Annotated in this window: 39 protein-coding genes, 4 tRNA genes and 1 pseudogene; 1 reads left to right on the forward strand and 43 read right to left on the reverse strand. The window is 49.9% G+C overall.

Going from position 1 to position 24,961, the window contains the following annotated elements; genetic code table 11:
* Positions 1 to 74 precede the first annotated feature (74 nt).
* The 43 genes and pseudogenes from VNA68_00370 to rplC form a co-directional block, all read right to left on the reverse strand.
* The gene (locus tag VNA68_00370) at positions 75 to 2,093 is read right to left on the reverse strand and encodes a collagen-like protein (protein ID HVE80590.1); all 2,019 of its coding nucleotides are present in this window, start codon (positions 2,091 to 2,093) and stop codon (positions 75 to 77) included.
* An 88-nt stretch (positions 2,094 to 2,181) separates the two neighbouring features.
* Positions 2,182 to 2,538 carry a hypothetical protein gene (locus tag VNA68_00375; GenBank protein HVE80591.1) on the reverse strand — a complete coding sequence of 119 codons (357 nt, stop codon included), beginning with the start codon at positions 2,536 to 2,538 and terminating at the stop codon, positions 2,182 to 2,184.
* Positions 2,538 to 3,941: an amino acid--tRNA ligase-related protein gene (locus VNA68_00380; protein ID HVE80592.1), complete on the reverse strand. Its 1,404-nt coding sequence runs from the start codon at positions 3,939 to 3,941 to the stop codon at positions 2,538 to 2,540. Before VNA68_00380 ends, VNA68_00375 begins: the two co-directional genes overlap by 1 nt.
* Before the next feature lie 56 nt (positions 3,942 to 3,997).
* Complete coding sequence (locus VNA68_00385; protein ID HVE80593.1) at positions 3,998 to 5,179, reverse strand: FAD-dependent oxidoreductase; 1,182 nt, start codon at positions 5,177 to 5,179, stop codon at positions 3,998 to 4,000.
* Positions 5,176 to 5,742 (reverse strand): ElyC/SanA/YdcF family protein, encoded by a 567-nt coding sequence (locus VNA68_00390; GenBank protein ID HVE80594.1) that lies wholly within the window; start codon positions 5,740 to 5,742, stop codon positions 5,176 to 5,178. The genes VNA68_00385 and VNA68_00390 overlap by 4 nt, the downstream gene beginning before the upstream one ends.
* Positions 5,743 to 6,030: 288 nt before the next feature.
* Positions 6,031 to 6,107 (reverse strand) — tRNA-Trp (locus VNA68_00395).
* Between the two features lie 39 nt (positions 6,108 to 6,146).
* Complete coding sequence (rpmG, locus tag VNA68_00400) at positions 6,147 to 6,308, reverse strand: 50S ribosomal protein L33 (protein ID HVE80595.1); 162 nt, start codon at positions 6,306 to 6,308, stop codon at positions 6,147 to 6,149.
* A 17-nt stretch (positions 6,309 to 6,325) separates the two neighbouring features.
* Positions 6,326 to 6,400: transfer RNA gene (locus VNA68_00405), tRNA-Thr, on the reverse strand.
* Positions 6,401 to 6,412: 12 nt separating this feature from the next.
* A tRNA-Tyr gene (locus VNA68_00410) sits at positions 6,413 to 6,498 on the reverse strand.
* Positions 6,499 to 6,552: 54 nt separating this feature from the next.
* Positions 6,553 to 6,628: transfer RNA gene (locus VNA68_00415), tRNA-Thr, on the reverse strand.
* A 53-nt stretch (positions 6,629 to 6,681) separates the two neighbouring features.
* Positions 6,682 to 7,353 carry a hypothetical protein gene (locus tag VNA68_00420; protein HVE80596.1) on the reverse strand — a complete coding sequence of 224 codons (672 nt, stop codon included), beginning with the start codon at positions 7,351 to 7,353 and terminating at the stop codon, positions 6,682 to 6,684.
* Positions 7,347 to 8,240 carry a hypothetical protein gene (locus tag VNA68_00425; GenBank protein ID HVE80597.1) on the reverse strand — a complete coding sequence of 298 codons (894 nt, stop codon included), beginning with the start codon at positions 8,238 to 8,240 and terminating at the stop codon, positions 7,347 to 7,349. The genes VNA68_00420 and VNA68_00425 overlap by 7 nt, the downstream gene beginning before the upstream one ends.
* Positions 8,241 to 8,247: 7 nt before the next feature.
* Positions 8,248 to 9,144: an RluA family pseudouridine synthase gene (locus VNA68_00430; GenBank protein HVE80598.1), complete on the reverse strand. Its 897-nt coding sequence runs from the start codon at positions 9,142 to 9,144 to the stop codon at positions 8,248 to 8,250.
* Between the two features lie 116 nt (positions 9,145 to 9,260).
* Complete coding sequence (locus VNA68_00435; protein HVE80599.1) at positions 9,261 to 10,250, reverse strand: TrkA family potassium uptake protein; 990 nt, start codon at positions 10,248 to 10,250, stop codon at positions 9,261 to 9,263.
* Positions 10,251 to 10,508: 258 nt separating this feature from the next.
* Entirely contained in the window at positions 10,509 to 10,934 is a 426-nt protein-coding gene (rpsI, locus tag VNA68_00440) for a 30S ribosomal protein S9 (protein HVE80600.1), read from the reverse strand.
* Positions 10,927 to 11,367 (reverse strand): 50S ribosomal protein L13, encoded by a 441-nt coding sequence (gene rplM, locus VNA68_00445; protein ID HVE80601.1) that lies wholly within the window; start codon positions 11,365 to 11,367, stop codon positions 10,927 to 10,929. The genes rpsI and rplM overlap by 8 nt, the downstream gene beginning before the upstream one ends.
* Entirely contained in the window at positions 11,364 to 11,858 is a 495-nt protein-coding gene (gene rplQ, locus VNA68_00450) for a 50S ribosomal protein L17 (protein ID HVE80602.1), read from the reverse strand. Before rplQ ends, rplM begins: the two co-directional genes overlap by 4 nt.
* A complete protein-coding gene (locus VNA68_00455; GenBank protein HVE80603.1) occupies positions 11,858 to 12,787 on the reverse strand; it encodes a DNA-directed RNA polymerase subunit alpha in 930 nt (309 codons plus the stop codon). Before VNA68_00455 ends, rplQ begins: the two co-directional genes overlap by 1 nt.
* Before the next feature lie 113 nt (positions 12,788 to 12,900).
* Complete coding sequence (gene rpsD, locus VNA68_00460; protein ID HVE80604.1) at positions 12,901 to 13,518, reverse strand: 30S ribosomal protein S4; 618 nt, start codon at positions 13,516 to 13,518, stop codon at positions 12,901 to 12,903.
* Positions 13,518 to 13,913: a 30S ribosomal protein S11 gene (gene rpsK / locus VNA68_00465; protein ID HVE80605.1), complete on the reverse strand. Its 396-nt coding sequence runs from the start codon at positions 13,911 to 13,913 to the stop codon at positions 13,518 to 13,520. The genes rpsD and rpsK overlap by 1 nt, the downstream gene beginning before the upstream one ends.
* 11 nt (positions 13,914 to 13,924) lie before the next feature.
* Entirely contained in the window at positions 13,925 to 14,311 is a 387-nt protein-coding gene (gene rpsM / locus VNA68_00470) for a 30S ribosomal protein S13 (protein HVE80606.1), read from the reverse strand.
* Complete coding sequence (gene rpmJ / locus VNA68_00475; GenBank protein HVE80607.1) at positions 14,311 to 14,424, reverse strand: 50S ribosomal protein L36; 114 nt, start codon at positions 14,422 to 14,424, stop codon at positions 14,311 to 14,313. Before rpmJ ends, rpsM begins: the two co-directional genes overlap by 1 nt.
* Positions 14,425 to 14,435: 11 nt before the next feature.
* Positions 14,436 to 14,657: a translation initiation factor IF-1 gene (gene infA / locus VNA68_00480; GenBank protein HVE80608.1), complete on the reverse strand. Its 222-nt coding sequence runs from the start codon at positions 14,655 to 14,657 to the stop codon at positions 14,436 to 14,438.
* Between the two features lie 66 nt (positions 14,658 to 14,723).
* Positions 14,724 to 16,037 carry a preprotein translocase subunit SecY gene (gene secY, locus VNA68_00485; GenBank protein HVE80609.1) on the reverse strand — a complete coding sequence of 438 codons (1,314 nt, stop codon included), beginning with the start codon at positions 16,035 to 16,037 and terminating at the stop codon, positions 14,724 to 14,726.
* Positions 16,034 to 16,510 (reverse strand): 50S ribosomal protein L15, encoded by a 477-nt coding sequence (gene rplO, locus VNA68_00490; GenBank protein HVE80610.1) that lies wholly within the window; start codon positions 16,508 to 16,510, stop codon positions 16,034 to 16,036. The genes secY and rplO overlap by 4 nt, the downstream gene beginning before the upstream one ends.
* A 2-nt stretch (positions 16,511 to 16,512) precedes the next feature.
* A complete protein-coding gene (rpsE, locus tag VNA68_00495; GenBank protein HVE80611.1) occupies positions 16,513 to 17,040 on the reverse strand; it encodes a 30S ribosomal protein S5 in 528 nt (175 codons plus the stop codon).
* The gene (gene rplR, locus VNA68_00500; GenBank protein ID HVE80612.1) at positions 17,041 to 17,388 is read right to left on the reverse strand and encodes a 50S ribosomal protein L18; all 348 of its coding nucleotides are present in this window, start codon (positions 17,386 to 17,388) and stop codon (positions 17,041 to 17,043) included. It abuts the gene before it with no gap.
* A 2-nt stretch (positions 17,389 to 17,390) separates the two neighbouring features.
* Positions 17,391 to 17,930 carry a 50S ribosomal protein L6 gene (rplF, locus tag VNA68_00505; protein ID HVE80613.1) on the reverse strand — a complete coding sequence of 180 codons (540 nt, stop codon included), beginning with the start codon at positions 17,928 to 17,930 and terminating at the stop codon, positions 17,391 to 17,393.
* A gap of 1 nt (position 17,931) precedes the next feature.
* Positions 17,932 to 18,327 carry a 30S ribosomal protein S8 gene (rpsH, locus tag VNA68_00510; GenBank protein HVE80614.1) on the reverse strand — a complete coding sequence of 132 codons (396 nt, stop codon included), beginning with the start codon at positions 18,325 to 18,327 and terminating at the stop codon, positions 17,932 to 17,934.
* 6 nt (positions 18,328 to 18,333) lie between these two features.
* Positions 18,334 to 18,519, reverse strand: a complete 186-nt coding sequence (locus tag VNA68_00515) for a type Z 30S ribosomal protein S14 (GenBank protein ID HVE80615.1) — start codon at positions 18,517 to 18,519, stop codon at positions 18,334 to 18,336.
* Positions 18,519 to 19,064, reverse strand: a complete 546-nt coding sequence (gene rplE / locus VNA68_00520; GenBank protein ID HVE80616.1) for a 50S ribosomal protein L5 — start codon at positions 19,062 to 19,064, stop codon at positions 18,519 to 18,521. The genes VNA68_00515 and rplE overlap by 1 nt, the downstream gene beginning before the upstream one ends.
* Positions 19,065 to 19,066: 2 nt before the next feature.
* Positions 19,067 to 19,390 carry a 50S ribosomal protein L24 gene (gene rplX / locus VNA68_00525; GenBank protein HVE80617.1) on the reverse strand — a complete coding sequence of 108 codons (324 nt, stop codon included), beginning with the start codon at positions 19,388 to 19,390 and terminating at the stop codon, positions 19,067 to 19,069.
* The gene (gene rplN / locus VNA68_00530; GenBank protein ID HVE80618.1) at positions 19,387 to 19,755 is read right to left on the reverse strand and encodes a 50S ribosomal protein L14; all 369 of its coding nucleotides are present in this window, start codon (positions 19,753 to 19,755) and stop codon (positions 19,387 to 19,389) included. The genes rplX and rplN overlap by 4 nt, the downstream gene beginning before the upstream one ends.
* Positions 19,752 to 20,003, reverse strand: coding sequence for a 30S ribosomal protein S17 (gene rpsQ / locus VNA68_00535; protein ID HVE80619.1), 252 nt, complete (start codon positions 20,001 to 20,003; stop codon positions 19,752 to 19,754). Before rpsQ ends, rplN begins: the two co-directional genes overlap by 4 nt.
* Positions 19,996 to 20,208 carry a 50S ribosomal protein L29 gene (gene rpmC, locus VNA68_00540; protein ID HVE80620.1) on the reverse strand — a complete coding sequence of 71 codons (213 nt, stop codon included), beginning with the start codon at positions 20,206 to 20,208 and terminating at the stop codon, positions 19,996 to 19,998. Before rpmC ends, rpsQ begins: the two co-directional genes overlap by 8 nt.
* Positions 20,208 to 20,633 (reverse strand): 50S ribosomal protein L16, encoded by a 426-nt coding sequence (gene rplP, locus VNA68_00545; protein ID HVE80621.1) that lies wholly within the window; start codon positions 20,631 to 20,633, stop codon positions 20,208 to 20,210. Before rplP ends, rpmC begins: the two co-directional genes overlap by 1 nt.
* 3 nt (positions 20,634 to 20,636) lie before the next feature.
* A complete protein-coding gene (rpsC, locus tag VNA68_00550; protein ID HVE80622.1) occupies positions 20,637 to 21,332 on the reverse strand; it encodes a 30S ribosomal protein S3 in 696 nt (231 codons plus the stop codon).
* An 80-nt stretch (positions 21,333 to 21,412) separates the two neighbouring features.
* A pseudogene (gene rplV, locus VNA68_00555) lies at positions 21,413 to 21,742 on the reverse strand (50S ribosomal protein L22).
* Positions 21,742 to 22,014 (reverse strand): 30S ribosomal protein S19, encoded by a 273-nt coding sequence (rpsS, locus tag VNA68_00560; GenBank protein HVE80623.1) that lies wholly within the window; start codon positions 22,012 to 22,014, stop codon positions 21,742 to 21,744. Before rpsS ends, rplV begins: the two are co-directional and overlap by 1 nt.
* Positions 22,014 to 22,847: a 50S ribosomal protein L2 gene (rplB, locus tag VNA68_00565; protein HVE80624.1), complete on the reverse strand. Its 834-nt coding sequence runs from the start codon at positions 22,845 to 22,847 to the stop codon at positions 22,014 to 22,016. Before rplB ends, rpsS begins: the two co-directional genes overlap by 1 nt.
* On the reverse strand, positions 22,847 to 23,131 hold the full coding sequence (rplW, locus tag VNA68_00570) for a 50S ribosomal protein L23 (GenBank protein HVE80625.1): 285 nt from the start codon (positions 23,129 to 23,131) through the stop codon (positions 22,847 to 22,849). Before rplW ends, rplB begins: the two co-directional genes overlap by 1 nt.
* Entirely contained in the window at positions 23,128 to 23,832 is a 705-nt protein-coding gene (rplD, locus tag VNA68_00575; protein HVE80626.1) for a 50S ribosomal protein L4, read from the reverse strand. Before rplD ends, rplW begins: the two co-directional genes overlap by 4 nt.
* On the reverse strand, positions 23,825 to 24,493 hold the full coding sequence (rplC, locus tag VNA68_00580) for a 50S ribosomal protein L3 (GenBank protein HVE80627.1): 669 nt from the start codon (positions 24,491 to 24,493) through the stop codon (positions 23,825 to 23,827). Before rplC ends, rplD begins: the two co-directional genes overlap by 8 nt.
* Before the next feature lie 232 nt (positions 24,494 to 24,725).
* Here rplC and VNA68_00585 point away from each other — a divergent pair, with 232 nt between their 5' ends.
* Positions 24,726 to 24,944, forward strand: coding sequence for a hypothetical protein (locus VNA68_00585; GenBank protein HVE80628.1), 219 nt, complete (start codon positions 24,726 to 24,728; stop codon positions 24,942 to 24,944).
* Positions 24,945 to 24,961 lie beyond the last annotated feature (17 nt).

Consider the following 24,961-nt stretch of genomic DNA (forward strand, 5'->3'; position numbering starts at 1 on the left):
TGATATTTAACCATTATTGAACCATAAGCACAATTAGCACATACATTGCATAACACTGGCGCCAAATTAAGACTTTACGGCCCTACCCTTCTCGGTGTAATACGTAACCAGCGGTGCTGCACAGTTGAGTTAGCCGCTATCCCAGTCCGGTATTTCGAAGTTACGGTTACAGCGCTAAGACCAGTGTGTAACTTTTCCCTGGAAAGGGAGGCTTGGACCCGTTCGAACTGAGATTCGGTGTTCGTTATCCAGATTGAATCAGCATCGGTTGCGGGGGTTGCTCCGATTTGATAGCTCATAAAGGTAGAATGCCAACTTACGTTATTGGCCAGCATGTTAGAGCCGTGAGAAATAATGTAATCTCCGGCCAAGGGCAGGGTTATGGACGGCCCCACCGTAGCCAAATCGTGATAGGCGGTGCCATTATTATTTTCGGCAGTATCTATTTGACTCATCAGGTCTCCGCCCCCCATAAACTCCCACTTATGCGCACTAGCCGACCCCGCCCGATATCTCAGATGCCAGTAAACACCATTAGTGGCATCGGCTTGGTAGGTTACTTCATCGCCATCGCTGGGGCTAGAGGGTAGCGTAGTAACCACAGGCGCAGACACGGCACTCCAGGCTCCGTCCACACAAACCTTACCTTGCTTGGTAGAAGAGTTGTAGTACACGGCTCCGCTAGTGCAGGTCGGGTCCCCGGCCGTGTTCTTTGTACCCAGCACCAGCAGTACTGGTGTGGCTGAGGCTGCGCCTAGGGTGATCTTTAGGCCGGAAGTATCTACCGTAAAGATAGCAGCCGAAGAGGCGTTTTGGACTTGGAAGGCGGTGGTGGAGTCTGTAGCTGTTTTAACCAAGAAGTCGTCATCCGTCTTCAGTTGATTAGCTGCCCCTCTGTACAAATTAACGTCACGTCCTGACCCAAATAATATTCCATTAGCTTCGTTGGTGAATGTCCCACCAGCTCCAAGCCATAGCGCCGCATTGTCAGCACCATCAATCCTAATACCAGCATCGAAACTAGAGCCGGCTATCTGGTTGTCTATCCTAATTCCATAATTGTTTAAGATATTTCCGCCGCCAGATGGATTCTGAATGTGAATACCCCTCGCCTGCGTAACAGTTCCCGTTGTCTTGTCCGATCCTACTAAAACCTTAATGCCGTTCATTTCGGTAACGTTGCCACTTTCAGTAAAATCATCATCATTGAAAGCCAGAATATCTAAGCCGTTTAGAAATTGGACTGTTCCTGTTCCATAATGCGTAGCTTTCGCATAAACACCATCCATTTTGTGAACATTGCCGGTAGTCGAATTATTTTCTGTAGTAACTTCACCCATGACCCCTATGGCATCAACATCTTGTGTCTCCATATCTTGTGTTGAAACAATCCTAATTTTCCCGATGACGCCTCTTAGATCCATGGGAGCAGTTAATGCCGCCGAGGGCGTATAGGTAACACGGAAATGTCCGCCATATATATTAGAACCTGAGGTCTTTGTGAATAGTTCATGCCCATCAACAACAGCATCATAATTGCTGGTACTTGGATATTCACTAGTGGATCCGAATACCCCCTTACCATTTGCAGTAACATCACCAATAACATTGAAACGATTATTAACTGTATCGATTCTAACAACTGCAATTCCCGCCGCATTCTGCACCTGAAAAGCTGTAGTGGAGTTAGTATTATTCTTAAACGCCTGATTATTACCAGTGAAAGTCTGTGAGTTTCGGTCAAGTAACGCTACATTGACTGAAAGCTGAGAATCATTAATGCTGCCACTAGGGCCTTCGGGCCCGGTTGCTCCAGTTGCACCAGTAGCTCCGCCGGAGCCTTGGAGACCCTGTGAACCAGTGGCTCCTGTTGAGCCTTGCAGGCCCCGGGCTCCCTGAGGGCCGATGGAGCCATTTGCACCAGTGAGGCCGGTCAGACCAGGGGACCCGGTGGGGCCTGGGGATCCTTGAATACCGGCCTCACCCCTTTCACCGGGGTAGACTAGGTGCTGGTCGGCCAAAAAACCAGAGGTAGCGCCAATTATAGTGGTGATTACAGACAGAACTGCGAGTTTGCTAAAAGTAAGCTTCACAGGCAATAGCTCCCACCAGAAAAATACGCGGATGTATACTCCAACATAATCCCATTATATTGCTTATGCTGATCTGATGCAACAGGGCTTATATGTGGTGCAGACGTCTGGCTGTAATGTATAAACCGACCAGCACCAGTGGGATTAGCAGTATCCAATATTCTGGAGTTTCATCGGCTGGGGCATCAGATGAGGATTCCACCTCACCCTGCATATATATCTTAATTTGCTCACCTGAGGCCGGGCTTTGCAGAGCCTCACTTCCTGCGGTTTGCTGGGCACCTGGTGCATTCTGGCTGGCCTGTAGACTGCTTGGTGCTGGCTGCAGGGTTGCTGCTTGCACCGACCCCTGTCCCCCACTAGCATTTGCAGCCTGTAGGTTATCCTGGGCAGAAACAGTGGCCGGCAGGGCTAGAAGGCCGATTATAATAACGATTCTGCGCACTAGTTGCCTTTGTCTTTTTTGGGCGGCTTTACTTCTATATGGGCTTCTGTCAGATGATCACGGGTAATAGGCGCCGGGGAGCCTGTGAGCGGATCGCGCCCGTCGCCCGTCTTCGGAAATGCAATAACCTCCCTAATGTTTGGCTCGCCTGCCAGAATCATTAGTAAACGATCAAATCCATAAGCTATCCCGCCATGAGGGGGTGCTCCATATTCAAAAGCTGCAAGCATGTGGCCAAACCTCTCTGTGGCTTGCTCTTCCGTCAAACCCCAGGCTTTAAACAGCTTGCTTTGCAGATCGGCCTGGTGGATTCTAATAGATCCGCCGGCAATCTCTTCCCCGTTCAGAACGAGATCATAAGCCAGGGCTTTAACGCTGGAAGGATCAGTATCTAGTTTCGGTATATCCTGCGGTTGAGGTGAGGTAAATGGGTGGTGAGCCGGATTTAAATTGCCGGTTGCCTGATCGCGTTCAAACATTGGAAAATCAACCACCCAGGCAAATGCTAGCTCTTCTGCGTCTTGCGGGTCTTTGCGCAGGTCAGGGCGGTCAGTCTTATGCTTTTTTATAGCCTCATCATAGCTTAAGCGCGGGAAAGGAGCAGAACTGATTTTTTTATCTGGGGCAATGGCTTTTACAATATTCCGCATCATATCCTCGTTCAGCTGCAAAATAGCCTCTTGATCAGCAAAAGCCAGCTCAATATCAATCTGGGTAAATTCCGGCTGGCGGTCGCCACGCTGGTCTTCGTCTCGCAGGCATTTAGCGATCTGATAATACCTACCAATACCACCGACCATCAGCAGCTGTTTAAACTGCTGGGGCGATTGCGGCAGCACATAAAACTCACCGGGGTGCAGCCTGGAGGGCACTAAAAACTCACGCGCTCCCTCGGGCGTTCCTTTTGTAAGCAATGGCGTATCGACCTCTATAAAACCAGAGCCATCCAGGTAGGCCCGTACCGTCTTCATTAGATTGTGCCGGAGCTTAATATTCTTTATCATGCGCTCGGTTCTTAGATCCAGGTACCGATGCTTAAGCCTTAGCTCCTCATTAATACCTCTTGTGTCCTTACGGACCTCAAAGGGCAGCTCAAGACTAGGGCTTATGACCTCTACCTGGCTTACATCTAATTCAACAGTACCCGTGGCAAGCTTGGCATTAATATATTGCTGGCTACGGTTCTGCACCTTACCAGTAGCTTCTATGACATACTCATTGGCTAATTTCGGAAGCTTATCGGGCTGTGTAGTAACTAACTGCAGAATGCCAGTGTGGTCCCTCAGCTCTACAAAGGCAATTTGGCCGAGATCGCGCACATTATGCACCCATCCTTTTACGGTAACGGTTTGGCCAACATGACTCAAACTCTCTATCGCGATGATAACGCTCGACTTACTCATAATTCCTCATAGTTCAAAGCATACCCAAAACGGCTGGCAATTGCGAGAGTCCCCGTTCACAGTTTACTCCTACGACAAATGAGGCATGATTCTTGCATGTGACTGCCTTGTGTCCAGGTTTTGATGGCTAACCGGAGCGGTAGTAGCCCGATGTACAAATGTAAATCGGCTAAGCGCCGAATTACCCAACCGGGCCGGCCAAACAGCTGCCCACCCTTAAACTGCACTCCGCACCACTCGATGCCTACCGGGACAGCGCCAATCGGAGCCAGCGGACGATAATCAGGTACCGGCTTGCCCGAGAGCTGAAGCTTAAGGCTGCGGGCTACGAACTCGCCATCGTAAATTGCGGTTTGAGCCCAGCCCGAATATTGAGTGGCAGCACTGTCACCTATGACATAAATATTCTGGGCAGCGGCGAGAGAAGCACTAACGGCCACTTTGCCATGCTCAAACTGAAATAGGCTTCCCTGCGCAGCGTAGAAGGGATGATTGCTAACCCCGGCAGTCCATATAACTGTGTGTGTTTTAATACTCCCCTCGGGCAGCTGCAGCTTACCGGCGCTTTCGCCCTTAACAGCCGTACTGGTGTATATCTTTACCCCCAGCTTTTTCAGGCGGGCGGTAATCCGAGCCGAAAAAGAAGCATGCATGCCCGGTAGTATCCTTGGGGCCGCCTCCACAAGATTAACCGCAAAGGGCTTGGTAATATGATGGTTTCTCCTGATGCGGCGCAGGTAGCCTACAAGCTCGGCTGCTAGCTCTACGCCGGTAGGGCCGGCTCCTACCACAACATAATGCAGGTCAGGCTTGTTCGAACTCAGCTCCTTGTGCAGGTGCTCCTTGAGGCTTAGAGCCGCTTCTATATGCTTAACACCATAGGAGAATCTGTCTAGCCCTTGGATACCGAAGTATTCAGTTACTGAGCCCAGTGCCAATATTAATTCGTCGTATGCATACTTGGCGCCAGATTCACAAACTAACTGCTTGCTCTTTACATCTATCGTCTGGGCAGTATCTTTTACTAGGCTAATATTTTGCCGGCGCCCGAAAATCCGCTTGAGTGGTATTAGCACCTCAAGTGGTGATCGGCCGGTTGAAGTACGATACAGAGCGGCATGGTATTCGAAGTGGCTGCGATCACTGATTAAAGTAATGTGAAACCTCGGATCGCGCGCCAGACTGCTGGCGGCTTTGATACCGGCAAAACCACCCCCTACAATTACAACTTGCCTCACACCCAGCCTTTAAGTTTGTAATAGATCATTGCCAGGGGCTCCTTGCCGCGCCACTCCCCTAAACTTCTGGTCCACTTTTGGCTAGATGAGAGATCGAACTCCACCCCGCCGCGCAGTTCACTCGTTACAATCGGCTTAATTCCAAGCTTTTGGCAGACTGCAACCACCCTCGGTATATGATAGGGATGCGCTAGAATTACTGCACTCTTCCACTTGTGACGGTCCATGATCTGTTTGGCTTGATCTGCCACCTCTCTTGTGTCCAGATATCCCATTATTTTGCGGCTAGCATAGACCCGAAAAATCTTGCGGGGATCATTGCAGTCAGGAGCCTCCATGTCGCAGTAGGCCTCAGCAATTTCGATTTGAAATATTTTAGGCAATTTGCCATATCGGCGCATGGCGATACTAGCCAGATCTTGATTGCTAAGCCCAGGCTTTGCCTGCTTGCGCTTGCCTCGATAGCCAAAAGCAAATCCTATGACGCAATCGGCATACTCGGGATTTCCATACACAGTGTAGCGGCCGGTCCATGACTGGATTATGCTTTTTGCCAAACTCATAGCCCTAGTATGCCTTACTGGATTTGCTCCGGTCAAGATAACCCTTATGCTTTTTGACGAAACTGCAAATTGAAAGGCCTCCTCAAAATCGAGGAGGCCTTGGCCTTTGCTTATGACGGCTTGGCTGAATCTTGCGCTGTTTGTTGCACTTTTTCTTACGCCTGCGCGTCAAAATGGAAAATATGTCTTGTAGGTTCATTTTGCAACCCAACCTCCTGTTTCTTCTTTTTGTAAAACAAAATGGTCTTGCCAGAATGAAACTTTGCAGTAAACAATCAGTAATTTGTATGGCAGGGGTGGCAGGAATTGAACCCGCGGCCTTCGGTTTTGGAGACCGACGCTCTAGCCAACTGAGCTACACCCCTATGCAGACCTGCCTTGCAGGTCAAAGATATTGTAGCAGTTTATTTGCTCTCTTTGTGCTGGGTATTCTTACCGCAGTGCTTGCAAAACTTATTCAGCAGCAGGCGATCGGTAGTGTTTTTGGGATTTTTACTGGTCGTGTAATTGCGGTTGTGGCACTCGGGGCACTCCAGTGCAATAAACGGCCGATTGCGTTTAGGCATTATATCTCCTTGCTTTATGGAGCCCAAGAGGAGATTTGAACTCCTGACCCCTTCCTTACCATGGAAGTGCTCTACCCCTGAGCTACTTGGGCGCATAATTAAAATGGTGCCGGGTGAGAGATTTGAACTCCCGAAGGCATACGCCAGCTGATTTACAGTCAGCCCCCGTTGACCACTTGGGTAACCCGGCACATCAGTATGCTATTTAAGCTTACGATATTGGTTCATATTGTACAAAATGAACTGGAGCCGATGGAGGGACTCGAACCCACAACCTGCTGTTTACAAAACAGCTGCTCTAGCCGTTGAGCTACATCGGCATATTCGCTAAAAACGAATTTTGCCCGTTTTTAACCTGAAAAGAATACCATTATCAGCTGGCCTTTTCAACCTTAATGGCCTTCGCTTTTGGAAGCACTTTAGCACGAGGATGCTTGGCACTGAGGGTATGTAGTTTCTCCTGCACTTCACGCAATTCGTCTAAGCGGCCATGATTGCGCAAGGCTGCCGCCAGAGCCTTTAGCACCCGACCGGTGTCGTCTAGCTCGGAAGCCTGGCGTAATGCATCAAGCGTTTTTTCGGTATTACCCATTTTCTCATGAGCCTTGGCTAAAGCCAGGTAGCGCTGCAAAGCCGGCTCAAACATATTGGCTTTTTCGAAAGCAGCAATGGCTTTTACGAAATTACGGTTCTCATAGTAGCCCAACCCCAGGTTATAATAAGTAGCCCCGCTTGGCTGAAGCCTAGCCGCTATCTGAAAACACTCAATAGCATCAGCATAATTTTTTACGGCAGAATATAACAGACCGAGGTGAGTGTATGTCGGCACATGCTTGTGATCAAGCTTTAAAATCTGCAAAAATATCTTCTCGGCCACAAAGAATTTTTTATCTTGCTTTAGGCGCTGGGCATACTGGCTAAGTTCTTCAATCTTGTTCTTGGTGGCAACAGCTGGGTTGCGTCTATCCATCCTCAGCATGGGAGCCCCACCAAGGGCCGTGTAGACGATGTAGGCTGCCAATGCCAGGAAAAGATACGTCAGCATGAAAGTTCCACCGCCAGGGCCTCCAGAGCCGCCCGTGGCTGCACATTAGCCCGAAGTCTTTTAATAAACGACTCAACCGCCTCTAAATCAGCCGCAGATTCCTGGCTTGGCTGCTGTCTAATGCGAATTTTGGCCTTGGTTACGAGTAAACTTGCCAGCTCAATATGCACCGGCAGTTTTTGATTGGCCATATCAGCTGCAATAATTAAGCGCTCATGAAGAGCTGCAGTCAGTAATGAGGTTGCAGATTCTTCAAGCTTAATCCTCCGATCTAAGGCCTTAGAATCTGTAATATATGTGCTAGCTAGACCAACACTGGCGCCGGCCAGGGCGGCTATAGTTCCAGCTTTGTTTTGGTCTAGAGCGTGTGTTTTTATCAGCCACTCTTGCAGCTTAACTGCTTCAATCGGCGGAATGTATATTACCCGGCAACGAGATATGACTGTAGGCAGTAAGCGGCTTTTATTATCTGAAGTTAAAATCATTAATGTGCCCGGTGGTGGTTCCTCAAGAGTTTTTAATAAGGCATTTTGAGCCGGTAGGGTCATAAGCTCAGCGCCTCTTATTATTACAGCCCGGTGGTTAAACTGGCGGTATTTAGCCAGCGCCAGCTGTCTCTGTAGCCCTTGGATAGCCTCTATGCCAATCTTCCCTTTCTCATCAGGAGAGAGAGTAATGATATCCGGGTGTGCTCCGGCAGCAGCCAGCTTACAGCTGGGGCAGCTACCCTCCCCGCGGCAACGGCAATTAAGCTCTTTGGCGATAGCTAGTGAGGCAGTATATTTGCCGATGCCTGCCTGCCCATGGAGCAAGACAGAGCCACCAGGATGGGCCAGCACAGCCTGCAACTGCTTAGCAGCAGATGGGTGTAAGAGCAGATTCTTCATGATGCAATTATACCCTAGGCTGCAACTGCTTGAGATAATCCGCTAAATCAGCAGTGAGGGTGCTCTGAACTGAAATTTGCTTACCACCGTAACCAGTGAAGTTCAGTGAGCTTGCGTGAAGAAATTGCCGGCTGAGCTTGGGTAGTTTGCCAGGTCGGCCATAAAGTTTGTCGCCCACAACAGGATGGCCAATGTGCGCAAGATGCACTCTGATCTGGTGCGTACGTCCTGTAGCTGGCTCGAGCTCAACCAGGCTAGCGGCCGGCAACTGACGGATTACCCGATACTTTGTAGCTGACTCACGCCCGCCGGGTATTACGGCTCTTTTTACCGGACGCTGGCGACTGCGACCTATGGGCAGTTTGATTATGGCCTCCTCGGGGATTACACGGCCTTCGACTAGCGCAGTATATGTCTTTTTTACGAGTCTTTTGGCAAAAAGTTCCTGCAAGTATGTTTTGGCAGCCATGTGCTTGGCAATAATAAGCAGCCCTGAGGTGTCCTTATCTAAGCGATGCACGATTCCTGGCCGGCTGCGGTCAGGATCATCCCGGTTAATAGTAGTCGCGAAGTCGGCCACTGTTGCTGCATTGCGGCCTGTTTCAGGGTTATGCACGTTCAGGCCTGCCGGTTTATCGACTATTACCATATCACTATCTTCATACAGAACCTTTAGCTTAGGCGCCTTTAGTTTTGGCTCGGGTGAATCTGCAATAATCTCGATTACCTCTCCTCCAGTTGTTATATGGCTGGCTTTTGCCGGTTCCAGGCCAAGCATCACACGATCTTCCTTTAGCAGCTTTAACACGGCGCTACGGGTGATAGGCAGGTGGCCAGCCAGAACAACATCGAGCCGCTTGCCGGCATCTTCTGGTCCCAGTTTAAATTTCTTTTCTATACTCATAGGCTTAATGAGATTAGTACAATTCAAGGAAAAATTGAAGCCCGGAGTGAGGCATAGACGTACTACGGTTAACGAGGACTGGATATTTTGACGCCAAAGTGTGCAATATCGTAAGCCTAACGGATTAATTCTGAGGCCTTGGTGAGGTCGCCCTTTGCGCCCAATATCACCAAACGATCTCCCGGGTAAATCATTTCCCTACCGGTCGGCCGCACCTTACTGCTGCCATCTGCTCCGTTAATAGCTATTACTGTGGCGCCAATGTCTCCCTCGGCCAGTTTTTTGCCTAAATGATGCCCAGCTAGTGGAGACTCCTCGCTCACAATCATCTCCTCTACCTCTAGATCATGAGAGGAGCCGGAACTGCTAACGATATCCATATAGTCAACCACATTCGGCCTGAGCGCCATGGAGGCCATATGGTATCCGCCGATTTGATATGGCAAGGCAACCTTATCGGCTCCGGCGTGTTTCAATTTAAGTTCATTTTCCTGCCGGTTAGCACGAGCCACAATGTAGAGCTCGGGGTTGAGCGATCTGGCCGCTAGCGTTACCAACAAGTTAGCCGGATCTTCCCCTAGGCTCGCCACCAGGCCTGCTGCCCGCTTAACGCCGGCTTCTACCAGCACCTCTTCAGAGGTGCTGTCGGCCTGCACGGCAATATAGCCCAAGGCAAGGGCATCATCGACTTTAGATTTGTCTCTGTCCAGAGCTACAAACGGTACGCCCTCAGTTGCCATTTCCCTGGCCACCTGACTGCCGACCCGCCCCAAACCGCAGACTATGTAGTGATTTTTCATTTTATTAATCTTTACCTGCAACCGTTTTTTGTGAACAGTGTCACTTACACCCATGATATATTCCGCAAACCACTTAAGCAAATAGCCTATTAGGGCGAAGCTGCTCAGTATCAAGAATATGTTCAAAGCCCTGGCTAGGGGGTGGTGAAGCTCGGCGTATCCGAAATGCCGCAGCATAACAAGCAGCGACTGGTAGAGGGCATCGCCAGTCGAAAGCCCTTCAGTCGCGCTGAACCCGGCTGTTCCAATAGCCAATAAACTAATAAACAGCAGTATGACTACTACTGGGCGTTTATGAGTACTCACACTGTTATTTTATAACGGTAACGCTTATTTTGCCATATCGACCCGTATATTGACACATTACACTTCTTATGTTAATATATCACCTGTTGTTGGTAAGGAATATTAAAAAATAGCGGTTTGGCAGCGGTAATAAGCACTTATGTTATGAGGATTTACTACCGGGGCCAATACAGGCCCGCCTATGAAAAGGAGGGCTTGGTGGCCGCTCACCCTTTTTATATCTGTTCCAGTAAAAAACCGCCTTTACGGCGGTTTTTCTTATCGTTTAGAGAATTGCGGGGCTTTACGGGCCCGTTTTAGGCCAGGCTTCTTGCGCTCTTTCTCACGCGGATCACGCGAGAGATAGCCGGCTTTCTTAAGCGTGCCTCTAAGATCTTCATTCAGCTCGGTAAGTGCCCGGGTAATAGCTAAGCGGGCGGCCTCGGCCTGGCCGTGCTTGCCGCCTCCCTCTACACGCAGGCTAACCTCAAACTTCTTGTCGTAGCCAGCTAGAACAATAGGCTGGTTCAAAAGATGAATTAAAGTAGCATTATTAAAGTAGCTCTCTGCCGGTGCATCGTTAACGAAAATCTCCCCTTTACCAGGGTATAATCGTGCGGTGGCTATGGCCTCTTTGCGACGGCCTAAACCGTAATGGTATTTGCCTTTAGCTTTGGTGGTGTTTTGCTCAGTGTTTTCAGCCATTAGTTACTCCTTGAATCGGTTTAGGTGATTGGGGTGCGTGGGGGTGGTCGGCGGCCGGGTAAACCTTGAGTCGCTTCATGCGCTGATCCTGCAGCTTATTGTGCGGCAGCATACCGCGCACGGCTGATTCTATAGCTCGCTCAGGATGCTTAGATAATAGCTCCTCTAGGGAAATCTCTTTTATACCACCTGGGTAGCCTGAGTGACGGTAGTACTTCTTATCTGTTAGCTTATTGCCGGTCACCTTCACCTGAGCCGCATTAATAACCACCACGTGATCGCCGCAGTCGATATGGGCAGTATATATCGGCTTATTCTTACCAGTTAGATGAGAGGCAATCAGAGTAGCTATTCGGCCCAATGTCTGCCCCGCAGCATCTACAATATACCAATCACGTTGTACGTCTGTTGGTTTAGCAGAGTAAGTCTTCACTTTTTAGCCTCAGGTTTAGTTTTTGCCTTTGGTTTGTCTGCTGCTTTAGCCTTAACCTGGGTTTTGGCTGCAGCGGGCTTTTTGACCTTAGAGTCAGCCTCAGGCTTTTTCTCAGCTTTCTCGGCCGGATTTGCTAGCTCGGTTAGACTAACAACAGCCATAGGGGCATTGTCGCCTCTGCGGTTCTCGATTTTTACAATCCGGGTGTAGCCGCCCTTACGATCCTTAAAGCGGGGTGCAATCTCCTCTACCAGTTTTTGAGCTGCCTTATCTGTTAGAAGGAAGGCCCTTATCTGGCGCTTATTATGCAGGTCGCCCTGCTTGGCCTTGGTAACCATTCTCTCGAAGTAAGGGGCGATGGTCTTGGCCTTCGTTAAAGTAGTGGTAATCTGCTCATGCACAACCAAAGAAGTCACCTGCCCGCGGATTAAAGCCTTCCGCGGACCTTGTTCTAATGACAGCTTAGACTCCTTGTGGCCGTGATGGTGCATTAGATTACCTCTTCCTCCTTGGCAAATCCTAATTCTGCTATTTTGTCATTAACTTCATCGTAAGCCTTGGCACCAAAACCCTTAAGGTTTTTAATCTCGCCGTCGCTTAGGCGCAGTAGATCCTTCATGGTCCTGATATCGTTATTCAAAAGTGCATTAGTGGTGCGGGGAGAGAGATTGATCTCTTCTATCATAATCTTTGCAGCATTGGCATCTTGGCTCTCATCTGCTCCTGCTGTTTGTTTGGTTGCGGGAACGCCATGGCCGGCTACAACCGAAAAGTGAGTAACTAAGATATCAGCCGCCTGAGTAATAGCCTCTTGCGGAGAAATCGAACCATCGGTTTCTATATCCATCACTAGCCGATCGAGATCAGTCATCTGCCCAACACGAGTGTTCTCGACGTTATAACGCACACGGCGCACAGGACTGTAGAGCGCGTCAACCGCGATCATCCCGACTTCCAGCTTTTCATCGCTGCGATCTTCGACCGGCACATAGCCCCGGCCCTTTTCTAGCTTAATCTCCATACCGACCTTGCCCTTGGCGTCATCTACGGTGCCAATAATCTGATCGGGGTTAACGATCTCGACATCGGCATTGGCCTTAATATCGCCAGCCTTAATTTGGCCTTTTCCGTTTTTGGTCAAAACCAAAAACTGCGGTTCATCGCTGTATACCTTGAAGCGAATCTTCTTTAAGTTGAGAATAATCTCAACCACGTCTTCTTTGACGCCTTTAATAGTTGAAAACTCATGCGATACGTTGTCGATCTTAACGGCCGTAATAGCGGCTCCGCCTAAGCTCGAAAGAATAACACGGCGCAGTGAGTTGCCTAAAGTCATACCGTACCCTGAATGCAGCGGCTCGATGGCAAAAGTAGACTTATTGCCGTCCTCCTTTACTACTTTCAGTTCTGGCAGATGCATTTCGTATAACACCTTCTAATTCCTTTCGTCATTATTTAAATTCGCAGACATAAAGCTGTCTAAGCTAGTACAGTTCGGGATAAAAAGTGAAATGTACAACATAGACGTCTCCATTACCTTGAGTAAAACTCAATAATTAATTGCTCATTAATCTCCTCAGTAATATCCTCGCGCTGTGGCAAGCCGGTTACCTTGGCCTTCAAGTTTTTACTGTCTGAACTCAGCCAACTACTGACCGCTTGGCCGGATACCAGCGTCTGCTTCAAGGTGGCAAAGTAAGAGTTCGCTGCGCTCTTGGGGCGAATAGTCAGTTCGTCACCCGCGCTTAAGCGGATTGAAGGAATATCTACTCGCTTACCATTCAAGAGGATATGCCCATGAGTCACAAGCTGCCGGGCAGCCTGGCGCGAAATCGCCCAGTTAAGCCGGTATACAGCATTATCCAGTCGCAGCTCAAGCGCCTGCAAGAGGTTATCGCCAGCCACGCCTGGGCGCCTCTCGGATTCGGCTACCAGTTTACGGAACTGCTTCTCGAGCAGGCCGTACATTCTCTTAACTTTCTGTTTTTCACGAAGCTGAACGGCATATTGGCTTAGCTTTGCGCGAATACCTGACATACCATGCTGCCCTGGTCCATAGTTGCGCTTAGTCATACCTTTAATCGCCTTAGGATGCAGGGCTGTCTTTTCGCGCCGGGAACGCTTTACGATTGGTGCTAGATCCCTAGCCATTACACGCGCCTCGCTTTCCGGGGGCGACAGCCATTATGCGCAATACCGGTTACATCTTTAATACTGCTGACAGCAATGCCGGCCGATTGGATAGAGCGCACAGCCGATTCGCGACCGCTTCCGACTCCACGCACAAATACATCTACTTTTGTCATACCTAGGTCTTTAGCGATTGCAGCTGCCTTTTCTCCGGCCATTTGGGCGGCATAGGGTGTAGATTTACGCGAACCCCTGAAGCCAGCACCGCCGGCACTAGCCCAGGTGAGCAAATTACCTTTTTCGTCAGTAATAGAAATAATAGTGTTGTTAAAGGTGGCCTGAACATGAACCTGTCCAACCGGTACGTTGCGCTTGACCTTTCGGCGTCTGGTTTTAGTTGTGCTGGAATTTGCCATAAATAAATCCTTTAAGTCTTAGCCGTAGCTTTTTTACGGCCACTGCCCATAGTAATCTTTCGGCCGCGCTTAGTGCGGGCATTGGTCTTAGTGCGCTGCCCCCTAACCGGCAGATTATTCTTGTGCCTGAGACCGCGGTAAGTGCTGACTTCTTTCAAGCGCTTAATAGCCAATGTAACGCTTCGCTGCAGGTCGCCTTCTACCGTATAATCACGCTCAATCTGTTCTCTGATCTTAGCTATGTCAGATTCGGCTAAATCCTTTACTCTGGTATCTGGGTTAATCCCGGCTGCCTTTAGGATTTTACGGCTGCTAGTCAGCCCTATTCCGTGAATATAGGTTAGGGCTATCTCTACTCGCTTATCATTTGGAATGTTTACACCGGTTATACGCGCCATTATCCCTGCCTCTGCTTATGCTTAGGGTTGTCGCAAATAACATATACAACGCCCTCACGGCGGACGATTTTGCATTTGGAACAGATTTTTTTAGCGCTGGCGCGAACTTTCACTGCTTGCCTCGTTATTTATGCCGGTAAGTTATGCGCCCCTTAGTAAGATCATAAGGGGTCATTTCCAGAGTAACTTTGTCACCAGGAAGTATTTTGATGTAATGCATGCGCATTTTACCCGAAATGTGGGCTAAAACAACGTGACCGTTCTCGAGCTCCACTTTGAACATTGCATTGGGGAGTGTCTCCAGAACGGTTCCGGTTAATTCAATTACTTCCTTTGTATCTGACATAACTTGAGCTACAGCTTGTTATTATAGGGATTTTTATTACTTCTGTAAAGGAGTTTTTGCTTCTGGCTAGTATTTATCATAAGAAATAGATATTACACGCGATTCGAGCTGCTTCATTGTCTCTATCGCAACTGTAACCACAATCAAGAGACCGGTGCCACCAATGGTTAAGATTTGGGTATGAGTAAAGCTTTCGACTATAAACGGCAATACTGCTATTAGCCCCAAGCTAATCGAGCCGAACAGAGTCAGGCGGTTCACTACATTCTGCAGATAGCTGGCTGTTTCGCGCCCGGGACGAATACCTGGTATAAAGCCGCCCTGCTTCTGCATGTTTTCGGAGATATCCTTGGGGTTGAAGATAATCGAAGTGTAAAAATAGGTAAAGGCCACGACGAGCACGAAATAGCTGACGGCATAACCGGCGCTGGCTGGCGCAAAAAAGGTAGTCATCCAGTTGGCAAAATCTGCCACCCAATCAGTTTTAACGTTGCGCAGCAGCTGGCCGATAAAGGCCGGTATGGAAAGGAAGGCCAGAGCGAAGATGATCGGTATAACACCGGCTGTAATCAAGCGGATTGGCAAATAGGTATCTACTCCCGATAAAATACGACTGCCGCGCACTTTCCGGGCATAGGAAACCGGTATTGAACGCTGGCCTTCGTTTAGCAGTACAAGAACATATATTACGACTAGAGCCAGGGCACCAATCAGGATCAGCTGGAGTATCTTCCCGCTGTCGTTGGCTACCAGGTTCAAATACTGACCTGCGCTAGTGGGCAGAGCCGCGATAATTCCGGCAAATATAATGAGCGAAATGCCATTACCAATACCGCGTTCCGATATGAGCTCACCCAGCCACATGAGCAGCATGGTGCCGGCCGTCATGGTAGTGATCATTAGGAACCACTGGAAAAGAGAAGGATGCCCAATCAGATCGGTCTGGGCAATCTGCTGGGACATCTGCTGGATTAAAAGCACCATACCGATAGACTGCAGGATAGCCAGCGGCAGGGTAAAAAGCCTGGTATACTGACTGATCTTGCGCCTGCCGGCATCGCCTTCTTTACTCAGCGATTCCAGATGGGGCACTACTTTAGTCATTAGCTGAATAATAATCGAGGCATTAATGTACGGACCCAGGCCCATCATTACAATCGAAAAGTTAGTAAGCGCTCCACCAGAGAATAAATCGGCAAAACCGAGTAACTGACTAGAGCCGAACAGGCGGGTTAAGAAGGCCGCCAGAGCCGCATTATCGGGAACCGGCACCGGTATGTAGGAAAGAATTCTAAAAAGAATCAGCAACCCTAGGATTACAAGGATACGGTTGCGCAGCTGCGGGGATTTGTAGCCTTGTTTCAGGGTCGCAAGGTTCACTTCTGAGCTTTCTCCTTGGCTACATGCCTTCTGGGTATAGGTACCGCCTCAAAACTGCCGCCGGCACTAGCAATAGCCTCCTGGGCCGATTTGGTAGCAGCTTGCAGTTTAATAGCTAATTTCTTTTCTAGACTGCCTGTACCGAGTATTTTTACAGGACGGAACCTGTTTTTAATAATACCGGCTTCAGCCAAAGTTTCGTTAGTTACAGCGCCGGCGCTTAGGCCATTCAAGCGCTCCAGGCTAATGCACGTGTAATTAATCTTATTAATCGGCGTAAATCCACGCTTCTTGGGAAGTCTTTTAGCCAGGGGGTTCTGACCGCCCTCGAAACCAAGGCGCACGCCGCCACCAGCACGGGAATTCTGACCTTTGGTACCGCGACCGGCAGTCTTACCCTGACCGGCTGCAATACCGCGGCCGATCCGCTTCTTATTATTCTTAGATGTAACTTGTAGTTGATGAACCTTCATAGCTATACCTTTACCTTTGCGGGTTTTGCCTTTGCGGCAGGTTTTTCTTCCTTTGCTGCCGGATTGGGCCCCGCACCCGCTTTAGCACGCAGCTGCGAGAGGGCCATTATTGTAGCGTAGGCGTTATTGAGCTTATTGGTCGAGCCAAACGATTTAGTCAGCAGGTTGTGAATACCGGCTACCTCAACGACATTACGAACCGCACCACCAGCGATCACCCCTGTACCATCTGAGGCCGGCTTTAGTAGAATCTGCGCGCCAGAAAAGCGCACGCTAACTTCGTGGGGGATACTCCCCTTCTCTGTAATTGGTACAACGATCATATTCCGCTTAGCGCGCGAAACGGCCTTGGCAATAGAAGTCATTACCTCAGAGCCCTTGCCAATTCCTACCCCTACTCGTCCCTTGCCGTCGCCTATTACGACCGTGGCCCGGAAGCGGAATCTGCGCCCGCCTTTAACCACCCGCGCTACCCGGTCTATAGCAATCACTTTTTCATCGAACTCTTTTGGCTGGTGTGTAATAGCCATTTAAAACTCCAATCCTTCTTTACGGGCGGCTTCAGCCAGCGCGTGCAGGCGCCCATGATACAACTTTGAACCGCGATCAAAGATAACTTTCTTAATTTTATGTTTTTTGGCCTGGACGGCGATTTGCGTACCGACCCAGGCTGCTTTTTCTGTCATAGTGCCCTTAGCCTCAGACTTCACTGTGGTGGCGTGAGCCAGCGTCTTACCCGCATCATCATTGATTAACTGGGCGGTTATGTGCCTGGCTGTCACCCTGGCTGCAAGTCTTGGCCGCTCGGCAGTGCCGGCAACCTTGGCTCGAACGCGCCTGGCGCGGCTAGCTGCTTGTAGTTTAAGTAGTTTACTCATAATTAACCTTTCGCCGCCGTTTTGCCGGCCTTGCGCCTAATGCGCTCTTCGGCATATTTAATGCCCTTGCCCTTATACGGCTCCGGCTTTCTTAGAGAGCGAATATTGGCAGCTACCTGGCCGACCATCTGCTTATCGGCGCCGCTAATAGTTAGAACGTTCTTCTCCACCTTTGCCTCTATGCCCTTGGGCAGTGCAAATACGATCGGGTGCGAGAAACCCAGCGAGAGATTAATGGTCTGACCACTTACATTGGCCCGGTAGCCGACACCGTTAATCTCTAGCTTGCGTTCATAGCCGCGGCTTACACCGATCACAATATTTGCGATCAAAGTCCGCGCCAGTCCATATAGGCGAATCGTTTCGGCACTCTCGTGCTTTTTGGCAACTGTTAGCTTGCCGTCAGTCTGCTCGACTTTAATGCCAGGCAGAATAGGTGCTTCAAGCTCACCCTTTGGCCCTTTAGCAAGCACACGGCTAGCCTCCAGGGTAACAGTGACTCCGGCTGGAATTTCTATTGGTTGTCGGCCGATTCTACTCATGTCACCATACCTTACAGATTAATTCACCGCCCAGGCCTTTTTTCCTAGCATCTCTGCCGCTCATAACTCCGTTTGAGGTTGAAACTATTACCATTCCCCTGCCGCCAAGAACTAATGGAATGTCCTGGCTCGAGGCGTACACCCTACGACCGGGCTTAGAAACGCGAGCCAAGCTTGAAATAACCGGCTGGTCGGCATCAGCCTTAAGGCTAATAATGAGCATCTTAAAGCCCGCCTCTTTGCCTTCTACCTTGAAGCCGGCAATAAAACCGTTTTCTTTCAGTATACCGGCAATGGCCTCTTTCATTTTGGAATGCGGAACTACCACGGTTTCTTTGGAAACCGCCAGTCCGTTACGAATTCTAGTTAACATATCTGCAATTGGGTCGCTCATCATTCCTCCTTACCAGCTAGCCTTTCTCACGCCAGGTATCTGCCCACGGCTGGCGTGTTCCCTAAAGCAGATCCGGCACATACCGAACTTACGAATATAACTTCCGCTCCGCCCGCATAGCTTGCAGCGGTTGTGCTGCCGAGTAGAAAATTTCGGCTTGCGGCCGGCTTTAAGTACCAATGCTAATCTTGCCATCAGCTGATCCTCCTAAAGGGAAATCCCATTAATTCCAGTAGCCTTTTACTCTCCTCAGGAGAACGGGCCGAAGTAATTATATTAATCTGCAGGCCGTGACTGTTAGACGCGTCTTCGAACGAAATCTCTGGAAATATCTGCTGCTCAGTCACACCAACGCTGTAATTACCCTGCTTATCAAATGCCTTAACCGAAACTCCTCTGAAGTCGCGGATACGCGGCAGAGCCACAGATATTAGTCGGTATAGTAAATGATACATTCTATCTCCGCGTAAGGTGACCTTGGCACCAATTTTACTCTCTTCACGCAGCTTGAAGCCGGCAATACTGTGCCTGGCGGCAGTAGTAACGGGCTTTTGGCCGGTAATAGTTGTAAGGGTTGCCAGTACAGCCTCAAGCTGTTTGGAGTCGTTAGCGGCTCGGCCCACCCCAGAGTTCACAACTACCTTTTCTACCTTTGGTACCTGGTGCACGTTCACGCCCAACTCTTTCTGCAGAGTCGGTTTGATTTCTTTACTATATTTTTCTTGTAAACGATTCTTCATCATTATTCCTTAGATTTCTTAACTTTTGGGCGTCTAGTAGGCTTAAAGTAGCGTTCTTTAACTCCCTTTACCTCTTTGTATCCTACGCGCGAAGGCTGGCCAGTAGCCGGATCGATAACCATGAGCTTACTGATATCGATTGGCCGATTGATCTCTAAAATGCCGCCGCGGGGGTTTTTGTTCGAAGGCTTGGTGTGCCGCTTGGCAACATTTATCTTATCTACCACCACTTTGCCCTCTTTTGGGAGAACAGCTGTAATCTCGCCTGTCTTACCCTTATCTTTACCGGCTATAACCAGCACCTTATCTTTCAGTTTCAGCTTCATAGAACCTCCGGTGCTAGGGATATGATCTTCATATAACCTCTGTCACGCAGTTCACGGGCGATCGGGCCAAATACACGGGTAGAGCGGGGCTGACCATTCTTGTCTATAATCACAGCCGCGTTGTCGTCAAAGCGTACAGAAGAGCCGTCGGGGCGCTTGGTGGGCTGGGTAGTTCTGACCACCACTGCCTGCACTACCTCCTTCTTCTTTACATTGCCGGCTGGCAGAGCCACCTTAACTGTAGCCGTAATGATATCTCCCACTCGGGCGTACCGGCGCCTTGAACCGCCCAGCACTTTAATGCAGAGAATCTCGCGTGCACCGCTGTTGTCGGCTACTTTCAATCTAGACTCAGCCTGAATCACGCTGCCACCTCGCTAGCTGTAATCTTACGGGTCACGACCCAATGCTTGTGCTTACTGATAGGCCTGGACTCTTCAATCTCTACCTTGTCGCCCACTTTGTAAGCATTCTCAGCGTCATGGGCCTTGAAGTTACTGTTTACGGTGTACTTCTTACGGTAGATTGGATGCTCTTTGACCCGCTCAACAGTTACGACTACTGTCTTATCCATTTTGTCGGAAGATACTATTCCAATTAATTTTCTAGCCATTTGATTCCTCCAGTTTGCTCATCTCCCTTGCACGCCGCTCCGTCTGAATGCGAGCAGCCAGTTTTTTTACAGCCAGAATCTGCTTAACATTACCGACCTTCTGGGTCTTCATGTCGATTGCCAGCTTAGCCAACTTCTGCCGCTGTTCGTGAAGCAAGGTTATTAGCTCCTTATCGGTCTTAGTTTTAATTTCCTGATATTTCATCAACTGTTCTCCCCTGGCGTGTGGCGAATGACAAATTTGGTCTTAATAGGCAGCTTGCCGGCAGCCAGACGCATAGCTTCTCTGGCCACTTCCTCCTGGACACCCTCCATTTCGAACAGGATTCGTCCGGGCCGAACTCTAGCTACATAGCGGTCTAGCGAGCCCTTGCCCCCACCCATGCCGACCTCAGCCGGCTTTTTGGTAACGGGCAGATCGGGAAAGATACGGATCCAGATTTTACCGCCACGGCGAATGTAGCGGGTCATTGCCCGTCTGGCAGCCTCAATCTGGCGCGAGGTAATGCGCTCGGTGCCATCGGCCTTCAAGCCATACTGGCCGAAGCTCAAAGTGTTGCCTCGGGGGGAGAGGCCGGTAATGCGCCCCTTGTGTGCCTTTCGGTATTTGGTTTTCTTAGGCATTAACATGGCTTAAGCTCCGGCTCCTTGGTTATTATTGTTATTCTTATCGATATTCTTGTCGGTGTGCTTATCAATATGTTTATTGCCCTTATATATCCAGACCTTTACGCCCAGTACACCATATGTGGTGTAGGCCTCGACGTGAGCGTAATCGATGTCGGCCCGGAGCGTATGCAGAGGAATGGAACCGCGGGCTACCATTTCGCGGCGGCTCATCTCGGCTCCGTTCAGCCGACCGGCCACGCCGATTTTAACGCCTTTGGCGCCCGACTTCATGGTGTTCTCGGCAGTCATTTTCATTGCCCGGCGGAACGAAATACGCCGCTCCAGCTGGCTAGCTACATTAGCTGCTACCAGGGTGGCATTAAGTTCCGGCTTTTTAATCTCTTCCACGCTAACCTTTACCGGCGCGCTAGCAATTTTAACCAATACGTTCTTCAGCTCTTCGGCTCCTGAGCCGCCGCGGCCTATAACTACGCCTGGTTTTGCAGTGTGCACAGTAACTGTAATGAGGTTCGGCGAGCGTTCGATATCTATGCGGTCTACACCTGCCCGTCGGCCGAGTTTCTTCATGGCCGCCCGGCGCAGCTTAACGTCTTGCACTACAAAGAGGGCATATTCACGCGTGCCACCGGCAAACCACTTAGACTGCCAGTCTTTATCGATCGGCAGGCGCAGGCTGCGGGGGTTAATTTTCTGACCCATTACTTGGCCTCCTTTGCGGCTGGCTTAGAGGCCTTAGCTTCTGTTTTTGCACTGGCTGCAGCCGGTTTAACTGTTTTGGGCTGCTCAGAAAGAATGATTGTAATGTGGCTCGAGCGATGTTTGATGGGAGCAGCCGAGCCCTTAGCACGTGGGCGAAAGCGCTTAAGTGTCCTGGACGGTCCAACCAGCACAGATGCGACCTGTAAGTCTTTAGCGTTCAAGTTGTAATTGTTCTCAGCGTTGGCAATAGCTGAACCCAGCACCTTACCCATGGGCGTTGCTGCACCCTTGGGAGTTTGCTGCAAGAGGTTTAGAGCCTCCCGCGCCCCCCGGCCGCGGATGAGGCCCGCTACCAAGCCGACTTTACGACTAGAAGTACCAATGAATTTTGCGGTAGCACGAACGTTCATTATTTGCCCTTCGCTAACTTACCGCCATGCCCGCGGAATTTACGTGTAGGTGCGAATTCACCCAGCTTATGGCCGACCATGTTCTCTGAAACATAAACAGGGATGTGGATTTTGCCATTGTGCACGGCAAAGGTATGCCCAACCATTTCGGGGGCAATAGTACTGGCTCTGGCCCATGTCTTAATGACGGTTTTATCGTTCGCGCCTAGCTTGGCTACTTTCTTCATTAGCTTCTCATCGACATATGGGCCTTTTTTGAGTGAACGGCTCATTACTTTCTCCTACCCTGTTTACGGTTACGAACAATCATTCTATCAGTTAATTTGCGTCGGCGGGTTTTTAACCCTAGTGCCGGCTTGCCCCAGGGGGTCTGCGGAGACGGCAGACCGATGTCGGTACCGCCCTCACCACCACCATGGGCGTGATCTACCGGGTTCATGGCTTTACCTCGTACAGTAGGCCGCCAACCCATCCTGCGTCTGCGTCCGGCGCTGCCATATTTAATGTTCTGGTGGCCTTCATTACCCACGGTGCCGATGGTCGCCATACAGTTTTGGTTAATGAGGCGCACTTCGCCGCTAGGCAGCCGTACCTGGCAAAACTCACCTTCTTTGGCTGCTAGCTGAGCCTTGGTACCGGCACTTCGCACTAATTGCCCGCCCTTACCCAGTACTAGTTCGATGTTATAAATCTGTGTACCTACGGGAATATTCTTTAACGGCAGGCGGTTAGAGGTTGTAATCTCCACATCCAGACCGCTAGCAATTTTCTGGCCAACCTTCATGCCGCTGCCAGCTAGTACGTAAGCCTTTTTGCCGCTCTCTAGCTCTACCAGGGCAATTCTAGCCGTACGGTTCGGATCGTATTCGATGGCAATAATTTTGCCCTTGAGGCCGGCGGCCTTAAAATCAACCAAACGGTAGAAGCGCTTTGCGCCGCCGCCGCGATGACGGGTGGTAATACGCCCCTGGTTATTGCGGCCTGAGCCGGTTTTTTTAGCAACCAGTAGTGATTTTTCGGGCTTTTTCTTGGTAATTGTGCTGGTATCAGCCGCTACCATACCGCGCCTAGCCGGGGTGGTCGGTTTGTACAGTTTCAGTGCCATTACTTGGCTCCCTCGAATAGTTTAATGCTCTGGCCCTTTTTGACTGTAATCATAGCTTTTTTTAAGTCTTTTCGGCGTCCGGCGTTCTTGCCATAGCGCTTTGAGCTTGGCTTGCCCTTAATTATCGCCATATTTACAGCTTCCACCTCTACCTGAAAGGCTTCCTTAACGGCTTTGGCTACTTCGATTTTGTTAGCGGTCATGGGCACTTCAAATACATAAACATTTCGCTCAGCTAGAGCAATCGCCTTTTCGCTGACGTGTGGTGTAAGGAGTAGGCTCATTTGGCTTCTCCTGCTGCTACCTTAGTCTTGGTTGCAGCTTTTGGCTGGGCCTTCTTCTCTGATTTTTTAGATTCTCCCAGCCAGTTTTCGATTTTGTCTGCGGCATCAGCCGTAATTACGACAGTGTCGGCATTTAGAATCACAAAAACATTCAGGTAGTTAGCGGCGGAGACGACCAGCTCGGGGATATTACGGGTCGAGCGGTCTATGGCATCGGTTTTCTCGGGCACTACCAAGAGCACTCTGCCGGTAACGCCAATCTTCTGCAGCAGCGCGAGGGCTGTTTTAACTTTGCCATTTCCGCCATCGAATGATTCCAGAATAATTACTTTCTTATCAGCAGCTTGGGCGCTCAGCGCCTGGCGAATAGCCAACCGGCGAACCTTTTGCGGAAGCTGAACTTTGTGATTCTCCTCGCCTGTTGGGCCAAAAGTTACACCGCCGCCCTTCCAGTGAGGTATGCGGATAGAACCGGCCCTGGCCCGCCCGGTACCCTTCTGTCGCCAAGGTTTACGACCGCCGCCGCGCACTTCGCCGCGGGTCAGCACTTTGGCCTGGGCGCTGCGGCCATTAGCCAGATAGGTGTTGTATGCCAGCTTTAAGAGATCGTGGTTCAGTTCCAGCCCAAAGACTTCTTTGGCTAGCGTTACCTGAGCCTCTTTTTTAGCTCCGGTCTTGGAATATGCGGTTACCTTACTCACTTGCAGCCTCCTGGCGCTCAGTCGGCTTGATTAGCTTGATCATTACCAAAGATTTACGCGGACCGGGCACGGCGCCTTTTATAGCTACTAGGTTTTTGTCGGCCTCTACCTGTACTACTTTCAAGTTTTTGACGGTTGTGCGCTCACCGCCCATGCGGCCGGCCATTTTAATACCCTTAAAGACCTTCTGGGGGTAGGCGCCGCCGATAGAGCCGGGCTGGCGATGGTTGTGCGAACCGTGGCTCTTGGGGCCGGTAGCAAAATTATGCCGCTTTACGGTACCGGCAAAGCCCTTGCCTTTACTGGTAGAAGTTACCTGCACGGTGTCACCTGCCTGAAAAATACCGGCGTCTATCTTAGCGCCGACCTTAATCGGCTCTTCACCCTCTACAGCCTCTACGTCAGTTACCGAATCTTCCATCCGTACCTCACGCAGAACCTGTGGAGTAGCTTCACTAAATGTGGCATGTCCGGCTTGCGGTTTTGCCGGGTTCTTGGCCTTGCCAAGCCCCATCTGAATTGCCATATAGCCATCTTTTTCGCCGGTCTTTACCTGAGTAACCACACAGGGGCCAGCCTCCAGCACGGTGACGCGCTGAACGTTACCTTCTGCATCGAAGATCTGTGTCATTCCCAGTTTTCGGCCCAAGATAGCCTTCATCCCGTTTGTTTTGCTCCTTAAACATATAAAATCCTAGGATTCGATCGGTTTTCCGCCTTTAGGGCGAAACCCTATCAACTCCTAGTTGGGTTAATGTGTATCTGGTCCGGCGGGCGCCGGATGCATTACTACCAAGTGAATATACCAGTAAATATGCTCTCCTGTCAACAGATATAGCCCAGTTACTTTAACTATTGACAACATAAGCTCTTTAGTGTATAGTATTTGCCATATGAATACTAATGATTTGTTCTACAATTTAGAGCGCGCATACGGGCGGATTACAGCTATTAATATAGTCCGCTGGGTTATTGCTTACGTGGTATGGATATTTATCTACACCCAGTTGCCGGAGTCGGTTTGGGTCGTGCGGCCATTTATGACATTCGTGGCTCAAGTGTTGATAGTAGTTATTATGATCGCGGCTATCGAAAAAGCCCGTAAGATGTAACGTCGCCTATCGTTCGG

It is taken from the genome of Candidatus Dormiibacterota bacterium (assembly GCA_035536395.1).
GTDB lineage: Bacteria > Patescibacteriota > Saccharimonadia > UBA4664 > DATLOE01 > DATLOE01.